Origin of the sequence: Enterobacter sp. SA187 (assembly GCF_001888805.2) — a bacterium.
In the GTDB taxonomy this organism is placed as follows: domain Bacteria; phylum Pseudomonadota; class Gammaproteobacteria; order Enterobacterales; family Enterobacteriaceae; genus Enterobacter_D.
Map to the genome: position 1 here is coordinate 523,805 of NZ_CP019113.1, position 16,146 is coordinate 539,950.

Annotated in this window: 17 protein-coding genes; 12 read left to right on the forward strand and 5 right to left on the reverse strand. The window is 55.7% G+C overall.

The window, feature by feature from the left end; genetic code table 11:
* Nucleotides 1-6: 6 nt before the first annotated feature.
* Together BMF08_RS02565 and sstT are read left to right on the forward strand one after the other, a co-directional pair.
* The gene (locus tag BMF08_RS02565) at nucleotides 7-975 is read left to right on the forward strand and encodes a TerC family protein (RefSeq protein WP_072569645.1); all 969 of its coding nucleotides are present in this window, start codon (nucleotides 7-9) and stop codon (nucleotides 973-975) included.
* A gap of 229 nt (nucleotides 976-1,204) precedes the next feature.
* Nucleotides 1,205-2,449, forward strand: coding sequence for a serine/threonine transporter SstT (gene sstT / locus BMF08_RS02570; protein WP_072569644.1), 1,245 nt, complete (start codon nucleotides 1,205-1,207; stop codon nucleotides 2,447-2,449).
* A gap of 150 nt (nucleotides 2,450-2,599) precedes the next feature.
* Here sstT and BMF08_RS02575 read toward each other — a convergent pair whose 3' ends face one another.
* Both BMF08_RS02575 and uxaC read right to left on the reverse strand, forming a co-directional pair.
* On the reverse strand, nucleotides 2,600-4,087 hold the full coding sequence (locus tag BMF08_RS02575; RefSeq protein WP_072569643.1) for a UxaA family hydrolase: 1,488 nt from the start codon (nucleotides 4,085-4,087) through the stop codon (nucleotides 2,600-2,602).
* A gap of 17 nt (nucleotides 4,088-4,104) precedes the next feature.
* Nucleotides 4,105-5,517, reverse strand: coding sequence for a glucuronate isomerase (gene uxaC, locus BMF08_RS02580; RefSeq protein ID WP_072569642.1), 1,413 nt, complete (start codon nucleotides 5,515-5,517; stop codon nucleotides 4,105-4,107).
* A 468-nt stretch (nucleotides 5,518-5,985) separates the two neighbouring features.
* Here uxaC and BMF08_RS02585 point away from each other — a divergent pair, with 468 nt between their 5' ends.
* From BMF08_RS02585 to BMF08_RS02630, 10 genes are all read left to right on the forward strand, one after another.
* Nucleotides 5,986-7,290 (forward strand): MFS transporter, encoded by a 1,305-nt coding sequence (locus BMF08_RS02585; protein WP_072569641.1) that lies wholly within the window; start codon nucleotides 5,986-5,988, stop codon nucleotides 7,288-7,290.
* A 131-nt stretch (nucleotides 7,291-7,421) separates the two neighbouring features.
* On the forward strand, nucleotides 7,422-8,198 hold the full coding sequence (exuR, locus tag BMF08_RS02590) for a transcriptional regulator ExuR (protein WP_072569640.1): 777 nt from the start codon (nucleotides 7,422-7,424) through the stop codon (nucleotides 8,196-8,198).
* Between the two features lie 249 nt (nucleotides 8,199-8,447).
* Nucleotides 8,448-9,110: a DedA family general envelope maintenance protein YqjA gene (yqjA, locus tag BMF08_RS02595; RefSeq protein WP_072569639.1), complete on the forward strand. Its 663-nt coding sequence runs from the start codon at nucleotides 8,448-8,450 to the stop codon at nucleotides 9,108-9,110.
* A gap of 43 nt (nucleotides 9,111-9,153) precedes the next feature.
* Complete coding sequence (mzrA, locus tag BMF08_RS02600) at nucleotides 9,154-9,498, forward strand: EnvZ/OmpR regulon moderator MzrA (protein WP_442778380.1); 345 nt, start codon at nucleotides 9,154-9,156, stop codon at nucleotides 9,496-9,498.
* A gap of 151 nt (nucleotides 9,499-9,649) precedes the next feature.
* A complete protein-coding gene (locus tag BMF08_RS02605; RefSeq protein WP_072569637.1) occupies nucleotides 9,650-10,018 on the forward strand; it encodes a DUF1090 domain-containing protein in 369 nt (122 codons plus the stop codon).
* 32 nt (nucleotides 10,019-10,050) lie between these two features.
* Nucleotides 10,051-10,356: a DUF883 family protein gene (locus BMF08_RS02610; protein WP_072569636.1), complete on the forward strand. Its 306-nt coding sequence runs from the start codon at nucleotides 10,051-10,053 to the stop codon at nucleotides 10,354-10,356.
* 2 nt (nucleotides 10,357-10,358) lie between these two features.
* Nucleotides 10,359-10,751: a phage holin family protein gene (locus BMF08_RS02615; RefSeq protein WP_072569635.1), complete on the forward strand. Its 393-nt coding sequence runs from the start codon at nucleotides 10,359-10,361 to the stop codon at nucleotides 10,749-10,751.
* 1 nt (nucleotide 10,752) lies between these two features.
* On the forward strand, nucleotides 10,753-11,049 hold the full coding sequence (locus BMF08_RS02620; RefSeq protein ID WP_072570132.1) for a YqjK-like family protein: 297 nt from the start codon (nucleotides 10,753-10,755) through the stop codon (nucleotides 11,047-11,049).
* A gap of 208 nt (nucleotides 11,050-11,257) precedes the next feature.
* The gene (locus BMF08_RS02625; protein ID WP_072569634.1) at nucleotides 11,258-11,650 is read left to right on the forward strand and encodes a DoxX family protein; all 393 of its coding nucleotides are present in this window, start codon (nucleotides 11,258-11,260) and stop codon (nucleotides 11,648-11,650) included.
* A 142-nt stretch (nucleotides 11,651-11,792) separates the two neighbouring features.
* Nucleotides 11,793-12,794 carry a glutathione S-transferase family protein gene (locus BMF08_RS02630; RefSeq protein WP_072569633.1) on the forward strand — a complete coding sequence of 334 codons (1,002 nt, stop codon included), beginning with the start codon at nucleotides 11,793-11,795 and terminating at the stop codon, nucleotides 12,792-12,794.
* A gap of 23 nt (nucleotides 12,795-12,817) precedes the next feature.
* On the opposite strand, the gene BMF08_RS02635 is transcribed toward BMF08_RS02630, so the two are convergent.
* From BMF08_RS02635 to BMF08_RS02645, 3 genes are read right to left on the reverse strand one after another with little or no spacing between them, the layout of a single operon-like run.
* The gene (locus tag BMF08_RS02635; RefSeq protein ID WP_072569632.1) at nucleotides 12,818-13,633 is read right to left on the reverse strand and encodes a sugar phosphate isomerase/epimerase family protein; all 816 of its coding nucleotides are present in this window, start codon (nucleotides 13,631-13,633) and stop codon (nucleotides 12,818-12,820) included.
* A complete protein-coding gene (locus tag BMF08_RS02640) occupies nucleotides 13,630-14,916 on the reverse strand; it encodes an ABC transporter substrate-binding protein (RefSeq protein ID WP_072569631.1) in 1,287 nt (428 codons plus the stop codon). The genes BMF08_RS02635 and BMF08_RS02640 overlap by 4 nt, the downstream gene beginning before the upstream one ends.
* An 11-nt stretch (nucleotides 14,917-14,927) precedes the next feature.
* The gene (locus BMF08_RS02645; protein WP_072569630.1) at nucleotides 14,928-16,106 is read right to left on the reverse strand and encodes an oligogalacturonate lyase family protein; all 1,179 of its coding nucleotides are present in this window, start codon (nucleotides 16,104-16,106) and stop codon (nucleotides 14,928-14,930) included.
* Between the last annotated feature and the right edge of the window lie 40 nt (nucleotides 16,107-16,146).

Here is a 16,146-nt window from a genome sequence, read left to right on the forward strand (position 1 = left end):
TTTCCTATGAATACTGTCGGCACACCGCTGCTCTGGGGCGGATTCGCAGTTGTCGTCGTGATCATGCTCGCCATCGACCTTCTGCTTCAGGGGCGTCGCGGCGCTCATACGATGTCCATGAAGCAGGCGGCCGTCTGGTCACTGGTATGGGTATCACTCTCTTTGCTGTTTAACGCCGCCTTCTGGTGGTACCTCGCCAGCACCGAAGGCCGTGCCGTGGCCGATCCGCAGGCGCTCGCCTTCCTCACCGGTTACCTGATTGAGAAAGCGCTGGCCGTGGATAACGTCTTCGTCTGGCTGATGCTGTTCAGCTACTTCGCCGTGCCGCCTGCATTGCAACGTCGTGTATTGATCTACGGCGTGCTGGGGGCGATTGTGCTGCGTACCATCATGATTTTCGCCGGTAGCTGGTTGATCTCCCAGTTCGAATGGCTGCTGTACGTCTTCGGCGCGTTCCTGCTGTTCACCGGGGTGAAAATGGCGCTGGCGAAAGAAGACGAAGCGGGTATTGGCGATAAACCGCTGGTGCGCTGGCTGCGTGGTCATCTGCGCATGACGGACAAGATCGAAAGCGAGCACTTCTTTGTGCGTAAAAACGGTCTGCTGTACGCCACGCCGCTGCTGCTGGTGCTGATCCTGGTTGAGTTAAGCGACGTGATCTTCGCGGTCGACAGTATTCCAGCTATTTTCGCGGTGACCACCGATCCCTTTATCGTGCTGACCTCTAACCTGTTCGCGATCCTCGGTCTGCGCGCCATGTACTTCCTGCTGGCGGGCGTGGCGGAACGCTTCGCGCTGCTGAAGTACGGCCTGTCGGTGATCCTGGTGTTTATCGGTATCAAGATGCTGATCGTCGACTTCTACCATATCCCGATTGCCATCTCCCTTGGCGTGGTGGGCGGTATTCTGGCGATAACCCTGCTGCTTAACGCCTGGGTGAATCACCAGAACGACAAGAAAAAGCTCCAGGGCTGACAAACAGAACCTTCTCCGGCAACGGAGAAGGTTTAATTGTTGACCATGTCACAAATATGTTATCAGACAGTTAAAAAACACGACACTTGCCACCAATCCAGCCTCTTGTTCTTTCCCGCCGCCTGCGAATGCGTATACTCCTCTTTGCAAACATTTGTTACATCCCGACATGAACATCCCTTAAGAGGATGTCCGGGATGGCACTACAACACCATCTAAGGAATTCCTCATGAGTACGCAACACTTCACAGGTGTGCTGCACCGTCTGGTGCACGGCAGTCTGGTAAAACAAATCCTCATCGGCTTAGTGCTGGGCATTCTGCTCGCCTGGGTATCAAAACCAGCCGCGCTTGCTGCCGGTCTGCTGGGCACGCTGTTCGTCGGCGCGCTGAAAGCGGTGGCGCCGGTGCTGGTACTGATGCTGGTGATGGCATCCATCGCCAATCACCGCCACGGTCAGAAAACCAATATCCGTCCTATTCTGGTGCTCTATCTGGTGGGCACCTTTTCCGCTGCCTTAACCGCCGTGGTATTCAGCTTCCTGTTCCCATCCACCCTGCAACTGGTGACCGGCGCGACGGACATCACGCCGCCCGCCGGCATTACGGAAGTGCTGCGTGGCCTGCTGATGAGCATGGTGTCTAACCCGGTACATGCGTTGCTGGAAGCCAACTATATCGGCATTCTGGTGTGGGCCATTGGTCTGGGCTTTGCGCTGCGTCACGGCAGCGACTCCACCAAAAGCCTGATTAACGATGTGTCGGACGCGGTGACCTTTATGGTGAAGCTGGTGATCCGCTTTGCGCCTATCGGTATTTTCGGTCTGGTGTCGGCGACGCTGGCGGAAACCGGTTTTGCCACCCTCTACGGCTACGCGCAGCTGCTGCTGGTGCTGATTGGCTGTATGTTCCTGGTGGCGCTGGTGATCAACCCGCTGCTGGTGTTCTGGAAAATTCGCCGCAATCCTTTTCCGCTGGTGCTGCTGTGCCTGCGTGAAAGCGGCGTGACGGCATTCTTTACCCGCAGCTCGGCGGCGAACATTCCGGTCAACATGGCGCTGGCGGAAAAACTGAATCTGGACCGCGATACCTACTCGGTTTCCATTCCGCTGGGGGCGACGGTCAATATGGCGGGCGCGGCGATCACCATTACCGTGCTGACCATGGCGGCGGTGCATACGCTGGGTATTCCGGTTGATTTGCCGACGGCGCTGCTGCTGAGCGTGGTGGCCTCGCTGTGTGCCTGTGGGGCATCGGGCGTGGCGGGTGGTTCGCTGCTGTTGATCCCGCTGGCGTGTAATATGTTCGGCATTCCGAACGATATTGCCATGCAGGTGGTGGCGGTGGGCTTTATCATCGGCGTGTTGCAGGATTCCTGCGAAACCGCGCTTAACTCTTCCACCGACGTGCTGTTCACCGCGGCAGCATGCCAGGCGGAAGATGAACGTCTGGCGAAAAACGCGCTGCGCAGTTAAGAATTATTGCCCGGCGGCGCCAGCTTGCCGGGCCTGGGTTGATTTGCAGGTTCTGTAGGCCGGGCAAGACGCAGTCGCCGCCCGGCAAGGCATTTACAGTACCTGTATGCCGGGTAAGCGCAGCGCCACCCGACAAACCCGACAACAGGTTTACAGCGTTACGCCGCTTTTAAAGATCGCCAGCTCGCGGAAATCATTACGTTCGTTGCAGGTCTTTTTGCCGCTGGCGATATCCGCAATCACATCCACGAATTCGTTCAGCAGCTCCGGCATCATTTTGCCGTGGATCAGCTGACCCGCGTCAAAATCGATCCAGTGCTTTTTCTTCGCCGCCAGCTCGCTGTTAGTGGCGATTTTCACCGTCGGTACAAAACCGCCGTACGGCGTACCGCGACCGGTGGAGAACAGCACCATATGGCAACCGGCACCGGCCAGCGCGCTGGTGGCGACGGCATCGTTACCCGGCGCGGAAAGCAGGTTCAGACCGTGCTTTTGCAGACGCTCGCCGTAACGCAGCACGTCCACCACCTGGCTGGCCCCCGCTTTCTGGGTACAGCCGAGGGATTTCTCTTCCAGCGTAGTGATGCCACCGGCTTTGTTGCCCGGCGATGGGTTCTCGTAAATCGGCTGGTTGTGGGCGATAAAATACTGTTTGAAATCGTTCACCATGGTGACGGTTTTTTCAAAGGTGGTTTCATCGACACAATGGCTCATCAGGATCTGTTCCGCACCAAACATCTCCGGCACTTCGGTCAGCACGGTGGTGCCGCCGTTACCGATGACGTAGTCGGAGAAACGACCGAGCATGGGGTTAGCGGTGATGCCGGACAGGCCATCGGATCCGCCGCACTCCAGCCCAAACTTCAGCTCGCTCAGTTTGCCCGGCTCGCGTTGGTCGTGACGCATCGCTTCATATAACTGATGCAGATGTTCAAGGCCCGCTTCCACTTCGTCGTCCTGATGCTGACAGACCATAAAGTGGACGCGCTCCGGATCAAAGTCGCCCAGGGTTTCGCGGAAGGCGTCGACCTGGTTGTTTTCACAGCCGAGGCCAATCACCAGCACCGCGCCCGCATTCGGGTGGCGCACCATGTTTTGCAGCATGGTGCGGGTGTTGATGTGGTCATCCCCCAGCTGCGAGCAGCCGTAGGTGTGACTGAACAGGAACACGCCGTCGGTGCCTTCGGCATCGTTGGTTTCTTTCAGAAAGCGCGTCTGGATCTGACGGGCGATACCGTTCACGCAGCCGACGGTCGGCAGGATCCACAGTTCATTGCGGATGCCGACTTCGCCGTTGGCCCGGCGGTAGATCTCAACGTCGCGATCCGCACCCTGCGCGGCTTCAGCCTGAGGTTCAGGTTGATAGCTATACTCGTCCAGATCGCTCAGGTTGGTGCGGGCATTATGAGAGTGAATATATTCACCCTCAGCAATGTCTGCCGTGGCGTGACCAATAGGCAAACCGTATTTCACCACGTTTTCGCCCTGATGGATGGTGCGCAGGGCGAACTTATGCCCGCGTCCTACTGCCTGACGCAGCCGCACCGTCTGGTTATCTACGGTAACTTCTGCGCCTTCCGCCAGGTCAGCCAGTGCGACTGCGACGTTGTCCAGCGAATGGATCTTGATGTATTGCATATCAACCTCAAACGGCCTTAGTTCAGTTCAATCGCGAAGTAGTCACGCGCATTGTTAAAGCAGATATTTCTCACCATCTCGCCCAGCAACTGAATGTCGGCAGGGGCTTCGCCCGCTTCGACCCAGCGGCCAATCATCTGGCACAGAATGCGACGGAAATATTCATGACGGGTATAGGACAGGAAGCTGCGGCTGTCGGTCAGCATACCGACAAAGCGGCTTAACAGGCCCAACTGCGCCAGCTGTGTCATCTGACGTTCCATGCCGTCTTTCTGATCGTTAAACCACCAGCCGGAGCCGAACTGCATTTTGCCCGGCATGCCTTCCCCCTGGAAGTTACCGATCATGGTGCCCAGCACTTCGTTATCGCGCGGGTTCAGACAGTAAAGGATGGTTTTCGGCAACAGGTTTTCTTCGTTCTGTTTGCTGAGCAGCTTCGACAGCTCTTCCGCCATCGGACGGTCGTTGATGGAGTCAAAGCCCACATCCGGCCCCAGCAGTTTGAACTGGCGCAGGTTGTTATTACGCAGCGCGCCAATATGGTACTGCTGCACCCATTCACGGCGTGCATATTCCGCGCCGAGGAACACCAGCACGGCGGTTTTGAACTGCGCCACTTCATGCTCGCTCAGGGTTTCGCCTGCCAGACGACGCGCAAGGATGCTGTCCAGCTCGGCCTCGTTCGCTTCCGCAAACAGCACCACGTCCAGGGCGTGGTCGGAGACTTTACAACCGTGCGCCGCAAAGTGATCCAGACGTTTGGTCAGGGCAGTTTGCAGATCGCTGAAACGGCGGATCTCGGTGTCGGAGACTTCACCCAGTTTCGCCATGTAATCGTTAAAGGTCGCCTGTTCAATATTGAAGGCTTTATCCGGACGCCAGCTCGGCAGCACTTTAATGCTGAAGGAAGTGTCTTTCGCGACGGTGGCGTGATGCTCCAGCGAGTCAATCGGATCGTCGGTGGTGCCGACCATTTTCACATTCATCTGCTGCATGATACCGCGGGCAGAGAAGGACTCCTGCGCCAGCAGTTCGTTACCCTGATGCCAGATCTCGTCAGCGGTGGACGGCGACAGCAGTTTGCCGCTGATACCGAACGGGCGACGCAGTTCAAGGTGAGTCCAATGGTACAGCGGGTTGCCGATGGTATGCGGAACCGTGGCCGCCCAGGCATCAAACTTTTCGCGGTCAGAGGCATCGCCGGTACACAGGCGCTCCGGCACGCCGTTGGTACGCATGGCGCGCCATTTGTAGTGGTCGCCTTTCAGCCAGATGTCATACAGGTTTTTAAAGCGGTAGTTTTCTGCGATCTGCTGCGGCGGTAAATGGCAGTGGTAATCGAAAATCGGCTCATCTTTTGCGTAATCGTGATACAGACGGCGGGCAAATTCGGTATCTAACAGGAAATCTTCGGTCATAAACGGAGTCATTATCGTCTTCCTCTAAAAAGAGCGTAGATGTATGCCTTAATGCTGACAAAGTTATCACACCAATTTCTACAGACCGAAGATATTTTCGTGAGTTAGATCAATAAATCCTGACAAATAAACTACCCCGATTGGGGTAAACACCCCCGCAGGCCGCGCCAGCTCTGGCTTCGCTGACCGAAAATAAAGACCACACAAAGAAACGCACTTTTGTGATGTCACTCACCTTTTAAAGTTGTATGACAAGTTATCTTTCTGCCGTCGCAAAACATAGACCGACGGAATGTATTACAGGTGAGTTACTCACCCGGATTAACGGTACGGATACCGAATTTCGCACGAATGACAATGGCAAGGTTTGGACCGTACCGGGAATCAGTCCCGATTTCGCTCCCCCCGTTACATAACATCCCCCGACCTGGTCGGGAGGTGAACCGCCAGAGGCGGAAATAACATAACGATGAGGTTTACATGCGTAAAATTAAAGGGTTACGTTGGTACATGATAGCGCTGGTGACGCTCGGTACCGTGCTGGGTTACTTGACGCGTAATACCATCGCTGCGGCGGCACCAACGCTGATGGAAGAACTGCATATTTCCACGCAACAATATTCCTACATTATTGCGGCCTACTCCGCGGCTTACACCATCATGCAGCCGGTGGCGGGTTATGTGCTGGATATTCTCGGCACCAAAGTTGGCTACGCGGTCTTCGCCGTGACCTGGGCCATCTTCTGCGGCGCAACAGCGCTGGCGGGAAGCTGGGGTGGACTGGCGCTGGCGCGTGGTGCGGTAGGTGCTGCTGAAGCCGCGATGATCCCGGCGGGTCTGAAAGCCGCCTCCGAGTGGTTCCCGGCCAAAGAGCGTTCTATCGCCGTCGGCTACTTCAACGTCGGTTCCTCTATTGGCGCGATGATTGCCCCGCCGCTGGTGGTCTGGGCCATCGTGATGCACAGCTGGCAGCTGGCGTTCATTATCTCCGGCGTACTGAGCTTCGCCTGGGCTATGGCATGGCTGATTTTCTACAAACATCCGCGCGATCAGAAAAAACTGACCGAAGAAGAACGTAGCTACATCATTGGCGGTCAGGAAGCGCAGCACCAGACCAACAACGGCAAAAAAATGTCCGTATGGCAGATTCTGGGCACCCGTCAGTTCTGGGGCATCGCCCTGCCGCGTTTCCTCGCAGAACCGGCCTGGGGTACCTTTAACGCCTGGATCCCGCTGTTCATGTTCAAAGTCTACGGCTTTAACCTGAAAGAAATCGCGATGTTTGCCTGGATGCCGATGCTGTTTGCTGACCTGGGTTGTATCGTCGGGGGTTACCTGCCGCCGCTGTTCCAGCGCTGGTTTGGCGTGAACCTGATCGTGTCCCGTAAAATGGTGGTGACCATGGGTGCGGTACTGATGATTGGCCCTGGCATGATCGGCCTGTTCACCAGCCCGTATGTGGCAATCGGCCTGCTGTGCATCGGTGGTTTTGCTCACCAGTCCCTGTCCGGCGCGCTGATCACCCTCTCTTCTGACGTGTTCGGTCGTAACGAAGTGGCAACCGCAAACGGTCTGACCGGCATGGCGGCCTGGACGGCAAGCACCATGTTTGCGCTGGTAGTAGGTGCGCTGGCGGATACCATCGGCTTCAGCCCACTGTTCGCGGTACTGGCAGTGTTCGACATCATGGGCGCTGTGGTGATCTGGACGGTGCTGAAAAGTAAATCGGCCGCGGAGCTGGAAGCGGAAAAAGCCGCCTATGGCGGACCTGCGACACAAAGTTAAAACGCGCTGTTAAACCATTTGCATACGAGCCGCCCCGTTGTCCGGGGCGGCTTTTTACTTTTCTGCGGTGGTGAGAATGGCGTAAAAGTGGTATAACAAATCTAATCTGTCTTATCCTGCCTGGAGTGTATATGGAAATCACTGACACGCGTCGTTTGTATCAGCAGCTCGCTGCTGAGCTGAAAAGCCGTATTGAAAACGGCGTGTATCTCGTTGGTGATAAACTGCCTGCCGAGCGCTTCATTGCGGATGAAAAAAACGTCAGCCGTACCGTGGTGCGTGAGGCCATCATCATGCTGGAAGTGGAAGGCTACGTTGAAGTGCGTAAAGGCTCCGGGATCCACGTGATGTCGAACCAGCCTAAATACCAGCAGGTGCCGGACGAAACGCTTGAGTTCGCCAACTACGGCCCGTTTGAACTGCTACAGGCCCGCCAGCTGATTGAAAGCAATATTGCCGAATTCGCCGCCACCCAGGTGACGAAACAGGACATCATGAAGCTGATGGAAATCCAGGATCGGGCGCGCCAGGAGAAATGCTTCCGCGATTCCGAATGGGATTTGCAGTTCCACGTGCAGGTAGCCCTTGCCACGCAGAATACGGCGCTGGCGGCAATTGTCGAAAAGATGTGGACGCAGCGTATTCATAACCCGTACTGGAAAAAGCTGCACGATCATATCGATTTACGCACCGTGGATAACTGGTGCGACGATCATGACCAGATCCTTAAAGCCCTGATCCGTAAAGACCCGCATGCCGCCAAGCTGGCGATGTGGCAGCATCTGGAAAACACTAAACAGATGCTGTTTAACGAAACCAGCGATGATTTCGAATTCAACGCTGACCGCTATCTTTTTGCAGATAATCCTGTGGTTCACCTTGATGCTGCCGCGAACGCGGTAAAATAAATTTTTATCCTCCACAGCAGGCGCTCCTGCGCTTGCTGCGCTCCCCGCAGTAACAAAAGGTATAGAGTGTCAGCCTTTGTAAATACTCTGGTCTCCCCCCTACGCCACAAGCAAAATCAATTCTTACATTTCATAAATTTTGAGACGCAGAACTCCGGCATTTGTTACAATTAGATGCAATTTGCCCGCACGTATAGGTGCACAGGATCCGATCTGGCGTGACGTTAACCGATGTACCAGGAATAACGAATGGAACTATTTACTCAGCTACTTAATGCATTGTGGAGTCAGGATTTCGAGACGCTGGCGAATCCTTCCATGATCGGCATGCTTTATTTCGTCCTGTTTATGATTTTGTTCCTGGAAAATGGCCTGCTGCCCGCCGCCTTTCTGCCCGGCGACAGCCTGTTAGTGCTGGTGGGCGTACTGATCGCCAAAGGCGCGATGAGCTATCCGCTCACCATAGCGCTGCTGACTACCGCCGCCAGCCTCGGCTGCTGGCTGAGCTACATCCAGGGCCGCTGGCTGGGTAACACCCGCATTGTGCAGAACTGGCTGTCGCATCTGCCCGCGCATTATCACCAGCGCGCGCACCATATGTTCCACAAACACGGCCTGTCTGCGCTGCTGTTAGGGCGATTTATTGCATTTGTTCGCACACTGTTACCAACTATTGCCGGGATCTCTGGTCTGAACAATGCGCGCTTCCAGTTTTTCAACTGGATGAGCGGTCTGCTCTGGGTGGTGATCCTGACGACCCTGGGCTATCTTCTTGGTAAGACGCCGGTTTTCCTCAAGTATGAGGATGCGCTGATGTCCTGCCTGATGTTGCTGCCGGTCGTACTGCTGGTGTTTGGACTCATCGGTACGCTGGTGGTGTTATGGAAGAAAAAATATGGAAAGCAGGAATAACCGGATGCTTATTCAACGCACGTCGATGAAGCGCGTTGCTTTAATGGTGGCAGCAGTCATGCTGTTCACGATCTTTTTCTTTGCCTGGGCGACGCTACAACAGCGTGAGTCAACGCTGGCTATTCGCCCGGCCAGCCAGAGCGTCAGCGTGCCTGACGGCTTTTCTATCTGGCATCATCTGGATGCTAACGGCATTCGCTTTAACAGCATTACCCCGCAGAATGACACGCTGTTAATTAAGTTTGATTCCAGCGCGCAGAGCGCTGCCGCCAAAGTGGTGCTCGATCGCACCCTGCCCCATGGCTATATCATCGCGCAACAGGATGACGATGATAAAGCCGCGGTATGGCTTTCCCGACTGCGCGATACGCCACATCGGCTGGGTTGAAAACTTCAATTATTCCGAAACTTCGCCCGCATTTTGGTTTTCTCCCCGTTCGTTACTATGCTTAGTACACGGGCACCCATCTTACTCTTTTAATCAACTGGATTTCGGCGCCTCATGTTGAGGCCCGTAGCAACAATGGAAGGTTTCAAGAATGAAATACCGCACCGCACTGGCGTTAGCCCTTTTTTCACTGAGTGCCGCTTCACAGGCTGCTTCCCTTTGTCAGGAAAAGGAGCAGGATATTCAAAAAGAAATCCGTTACGCCGAGAAGCACAATAATCAGAGCCGTATCGACGGCCTGAATAAAGCACTTAGCGAAGTCAGAGCCAATTGCACGGACAGCAAATTGCGCGCCGATCATCAGGAGAAGATCGCCGATCAGAAAGAAGAGATTGCCGAACGCGAGCAGGATCTTCAGGAAGCGAAGCAAAAAGGCGATGCGGATAAGGTGTTCAAAAGAGAACATAAGCTGAAAGAGGCTCAGGAAGAACTGAAAGCGCTTGAGGCTCGGGATTATTAAAGGAAGTTAACACTCACTCACTGGAGAGAACTATGTCAAAAGATACCAATACGGAACATCTGCGCGCTGAGTTGAAATCCCTGACGGACACCCTGGAAGAAGTGCTGAATAGCTCCGGGTCAAAATCGAAAGAAGAGCTGAGTAAACTGCGTAGCAAGGCTGAACGTGCGCTGCATGAAAGCCGTTACCGTCTGGGCGAGACCAGTGACATTATCGCTAAACAGACACGCGAAGCGGCCGGTAAGGCTGAAGATTATGTACGTGAGAATCCATGGACTGGCGTTGGCATCGGTGCTGCGATTGGCGTAGTGCTGGGCGTCCTGATTTCGCGTCGTTGATTATGGATAGTTCACGTCACACAAACGGGCCCGGTAAAAGCGTTCTGGGCATCGGGCAGCGCATTGTGACCATCATCGTTGAGATGGTGGAAACGCGTCTGCGGCTGGCAGTGGTTGAGCTGGAAGAAGAGAAAGCGAATCTCTTCCAGCTGCTCCTGATGGTAGGTCTGACCATGCTGTTCGCCGCTTTCGGACTGATGAGTCTGATGGTGCTGATCATCTGGGCCATTGACCCGCAATACCGTCTGAACGTCATGATTGGCACGACGGCGGTACTGCTGATTGGCGCATTGATTGGTGCTATATGGACCCTGCGTAAAGCGCGCCGGTCTACTCTGCTGCGTCATACCCGTCAGGAGCTGTCCAACGATCGTTCGTTGCTGGAGGATGATTGAGATGAGCAGTCAGATTGATCGCCAAAGGCGTAAGGCCGTGCTGCTGAGCCAGATCCAGCAGCAACGCCTGGATCTCGCCGCCAGCCGTCGCGACTGGGAAGAGAGAACCGTATCTTACGATCGCGGATGGAATACGCTGTTAAGCCTGCGCTCATGGGCGTTGGTGGGCAGTAGCCTGCTGGCTATTCGCACCATCCGCAATCCTAATATGCTGGTACGCTGGGGGAAGCGCGGTTTTGCTGCGTGGAGCGCCTGGCGCCTGGTGCAAACGACGTTACGTCAGCAACACCTGCGTTAACCTGTCCCCTGCCCGGCGGATCGCCGTCGGGTATATTTCTCCCGCCTGTTATTACTCAGAATATTTGATAAAGATTGACAGTTTTCCTTGCTAACAATCTCTTAACGCTACGCCTATTATCCTCTCCATCGACGGCAAACGTGCGCCAGACGCCGTAACTGCCTGAACAATCACACTTGCATACCGCATGAGATTTCTGGAGAGTAAAATGAAAAAATTACAAGATGTTGGTTTCCTGGTAGCGCGTATTCTGATGCCAATCCTGTTTATCTATGCGGGCTGGGGAAAAATCAACGGGTATGCAGGTACACAACAGTACATGGAAGCGATGGGCGTGCCGGGCTTTTTCCTGCCGCTGACCATTCTGCTTGAGTTCGGCGGCGGTCTGGCGATCCTGTTTGGTTTCCTGACCCGTACCACCGCGCTGTTCACCGCAGGCTTTACCCTGCTGACCGCTTTCATTTTCCACAATAACTTTGCGGAAGGGGTGAATGCGCTGATGTTCATGAAAAATCTGTCCATCGCTGGCGGCTTCCTGCTGCTGGGCATCACCGGGCCGGGTGCATTTAGCATCGACCGTGTACTGAATAAAAAATGGTAAGGCTTCTATACTAAACTGCTGACGTAGTATGCAGGCCAGCGCAAGCGTAGCGCCGCCGGGCATTGTCAACCTTTGCCAGGTGGCGCTTCGCTAACCTGGCCTGTGATTTTTTGCGCATCTGCCCAACCTGAAGGAGAACGTGATGGGACAACTGATTGACGGCGTCTGGCACGACACCTGGTACGACACCAAATCGACGGGCGGCAGTTTTAAGCGTTCGGTTTCCGCTTTTCGTAACTGGCTGACCGCCGATGGCGCGCCAGGCCCGAGCGGTGAAGGTGGATTTGCCGCTGAAAAAGGCCGCTATCATCTCTACGTTTCCCTCGCCTGCCCGTGGGCGCATCGCACGCTGATCATGCGTAAATTAAAAGGCCTGGAGCCGTTTATTGATGTCTCGGTGGTTAATCCGCTGATGCTGGAAAACGGCTGGACCTTTGACGACAATTTCCCGGCGGCGACCGGCGACACCCTCTATCAGCACGACTTCCTCTACCAGCTCTATCTGCATGCCGATCCGCACTACAGCGGTCGCGTCACCGTGCCGGTGCTGTGGGATAAAAAGAACCAGACCATCGTCAGTAATGAATCGGCGGAAATCATCCGCATGTTCAATACCGCGTTCGATGCGCAGGGCGCCCGCGCGGGGGATTACTACCCGGCGGAGTTGCAGTCGCAGATTGATGAGCTGAACGGCTGGATCTATGACACTGTGAACAACGGCGTCTACAAAGCGGGCTTCGCCACCAGCCAGGCCGCTTACGACGAGGCGGTCACCGCGCTGTTTGATTCGCTGTCGCGCCTGGAGCAGATCCTCGGCCAGCACCGCTATCTCACCGGCGATCGTCTGACTGAAGCCGATATCCGTCTGTGGACCACATTGATCCGCTTCGATCCGGTCTACGTCACGCATTTCAAATGCGATAAGCACCGCATCAGCGATTACCTGAATCTGCATGGCTTCCTGCGTGATATCTGGCAGATGCCGGGTATTGCAGAAACGGTGGATTTTGCGCACATCCGCACCCACTACTATTGCAGCCACAAGACCATTAACCCGACCGGTATTATTTCCATCGGCCCGTGGCAGGATCTTGATGAGCCGCACGGTCGCGATAGCCGTTTCGGCAGCCGCGACAGCGAATGACCTGACCCGCGCGGCGGCGGCGTTTACAGACGCCGCAGCCGCGCCACCAGTTCCCCCGCCCCGTCGATCACGGTTTGCGCCGACGGCCTACACAAGCACTCCAGCGATACCGCCCCCTGATAGCCCGCCAGCCTGAGCGCGGTGTAGACCTCCTCCAGCGGTAAATGTCCGTACCCCGGAAATCCCCGGTTCGAATCCGCCAGATGCACATGGCGCAGCCGCGGGCCGAGCGTGGCGATGGCCTGCGCATAATCCGCATCTTCAATACTGGCGTGGAACAGATCCCAGAGCACGCCGACGTTTTCCGGCGCATCGCTGAACGCCAGGTAATCCATCATCTCCTGCGCGCTGTGCAACTGACAGACTTCATAGCGGTTGAGCGCCTCCAGGATCAGCACCACGCCGTTGCGCCGCGCGTACTCGACGCAGGGAAACAGCGCCGCCGCCAGCTCGCTCATATACTGCCCTTTATCCAGCGGCAGATCCGTGGCGCGCAACGATCCAATGGTGACGTGGCTGCCAAGCTGCGCGGCGGCGTCAATATGTTCAAATAGTCGCGCCTGCGTGCGGCGCACTACGCTTTTATCCGCCGACAGCAGCGTCAGCCCGTCACGTTTACGCGCCTGGCCGGTGGCGATGGTGGTACAACCAAGACCCGCACGACCTAACGCCTCGCAGATCGCCGCCACCTCCACACCCTCGTAATCATTGATGCACAGCTCGGCGGCATCAAAGCCGCTGGCCGACAGCCAGGCCAGCCCGTGACCAAATTGCGCGGCCGGAAAGGGCGAAAAAGCCGTGTCGTACTGACAGGCCAGGGTGGCGCTGAAGGCGATCATTTTTTGACGGCCCGCTGTAAAATGCGCCCGGCTTTTTTGGCAAACTGCGACGCCGCCTGTTCAACCGTCAGGTTGCCCTGGTCAATGTTCTGAATGGTGTCATGCCAGAGCGCCACCAGCTGCGGGTTATCAAAGTAAGGCGAAGTCGGGATCTTATGCGGCAGCGCCAGCGACGACTTGATCCCCGTAACGGTAATATTGTCATCCTTTAACACGCCGCTCGATGACAGTTGCGCCACGGCCTTTTTGCTCAGCGGCGTACCGCGCTCCAGCCCCATCGCCGCCACGCCTGCCGGATCGTTCATCAGGAAGTCGATCAGCTTCGCCGCCTGCTGCGGATGTTTACTGGTTTTCGCCACGCTGAACATCATGGTCGGTTTCAGGAACAGCCCCGCGTCCTTAGCGCCTGGCAGCATAAAGAACGGCCCCAGCTCCAGCTTGTTATAAGGCGCGGCGAGGTTGTTCTCGTACATCACCGCATTGGTGTTCCACATATAGATCCCGCCCCATTGCCCCTGGATCCAGGGCTTCATTTCCCAGGTGTTGGATTTACCGTATGACGACAGCACGCGGGTCGACGGGAAGACGTGGCTGTCCACCAGATCTTTATAGACCTGGAAAAACTCCACCCACTGCTGCGGGGTGTAATTAAATTTCCCGGCTTTTTCGTCGATGGCGGCGATATTATGTTTTTGTACCATCCATGACTGCACCAGGGTGATCGACTCCATATAGTCGAGCACCAGCGGATATTTATTTTCGTCCTTCGCTTTAAAGGCTTTCCCGGCGGCTTTTAATTCATCCCAGCTTTGCGGATAGGCGACGCCCATTTCCTGCCACAGTTTCTGGTTGTAATAAAAACTGCGCGCGGTCATCGCCACCGGAATACCGTTCAGCTTGTTATTCACCATGACGCTTTGCAGCGACTGCGGATCATACTGGCTGAGATCGATGCTCTCTTTCAGTTTCAGCAGGTCATAAAAACCGTCGCCGTCTTTGGAAAACAGCGGCAACCAGTTCCAGTTGGTCTGAATGACATCCGGTTCATTTCCCCCCGCCATCTGCACCGTCAGACGCGAGAGATACCCCTCCCAGCCTGCATATTCCGCTTTCACCTGAATATCCGGGTTTTGCTTTTCAAACAGCTCAATGGCTTTCAGCGTCGCCTGATGACGGCTGTTGCCGCCCCACCAGGAGATACGAATTTCCGCAGGCTGGGCCACCGCCGCACAGGCGCAGACCAGCAACAACGATGCCGTGACGGGCAAGAATTTCTTTAACATAGCGCGCTCTCTCAGGAATGAATGCTGCGTAATACGTGGTCTGGAATATCCGCCAGATACAGCGCCGGCAGGCCGTCTTTATCGGAGCTGAACAACACCTGTTTTTCATCCGGCGTGAACGACGGATGCGGATGCGTCACCTGCCGATCGCCGTCCAGCACGCGCCATGACGAGCTGTGGCGCGCCACTTTGTGCGTCTGCTTGCGGGCAATATCGAACAGGTAAAGATAGGGATCGGTGGCATCGCCATAGCCCGCGTTATCGGCAATATCAATGGGTTTACCGGAGCCGTCGCCCACCACCAGCGTGCCGCTGTCGTTGCTCATCACGTGCGAGCACGGCGGCATGGCGATCAGCTTCTCATCTTCACCGTTGTCGCCATTTACCCGGCACAGCCAGCGCACCGGGCTGTCCTTGACGTAGGTGACGTACATCAGCGCCGAGCCGTCCGGCACCCAGAATTCATGGGTATAGCTCTCCCCCGGCGCAGGCTCTTTGGCTTTGCGGATGTGGCTGCCGTCTTCGTTCATCAGCCACATGCGGGCATCCACCTGATCCAGCGGCCCTTCGTGGCAGAAAGCCACCGTGTTGTCGTCGAAAGGACGGTAAATGGGGTGCCCGAGCCACTGATTTTCTTCCAGCAGGGTTTCCCGCTCGCCATTTTCCAGCGAGATGCGGATCACCCGGCAGCGCGGCTGCTCGGCATAAAACTCCTGGAAGACGGTCCAGTCGCTGATGGGTCGCCAGCTGTCGCGATGAATCTCCACGCCCACCAGTTTGTTGCAGTCGGAATTCGCCACCCAGGTGCCGTAACCCACCCAGTCGTCCGGTACGCGATACACCACGCTTTCTTCCTGCGTCGCCAGCGTCACGCGCATCAGATTGCGCTCGCCCTTCACGTAATAAAGATATTGCTCATCCGGTGAAAGAAAACCGCCAAAGGTATTATCCCCCGGCCCTTCGGTAAGCTGTTTTGCTTCGCCGCTGGCGATATCGAGTAAATAATAATTGCGCGTGCCGCTGAACTCGCCGGCGAAAATTAACTGGCGTCCCTCATCCAGGAAACACTTTTGATAGAAGTAGTTACGATGACAAATAATATCCGGCGGCGTCAGGCGAATAACCCGTGCGCCGGTATCCTCATCGGTATATTCATAATAATGAAGCTGAACCCTATCCCCTTTCGCCATCATTTTTCTCCGTTCGTGATAAATAACTGTCGATCGTCCG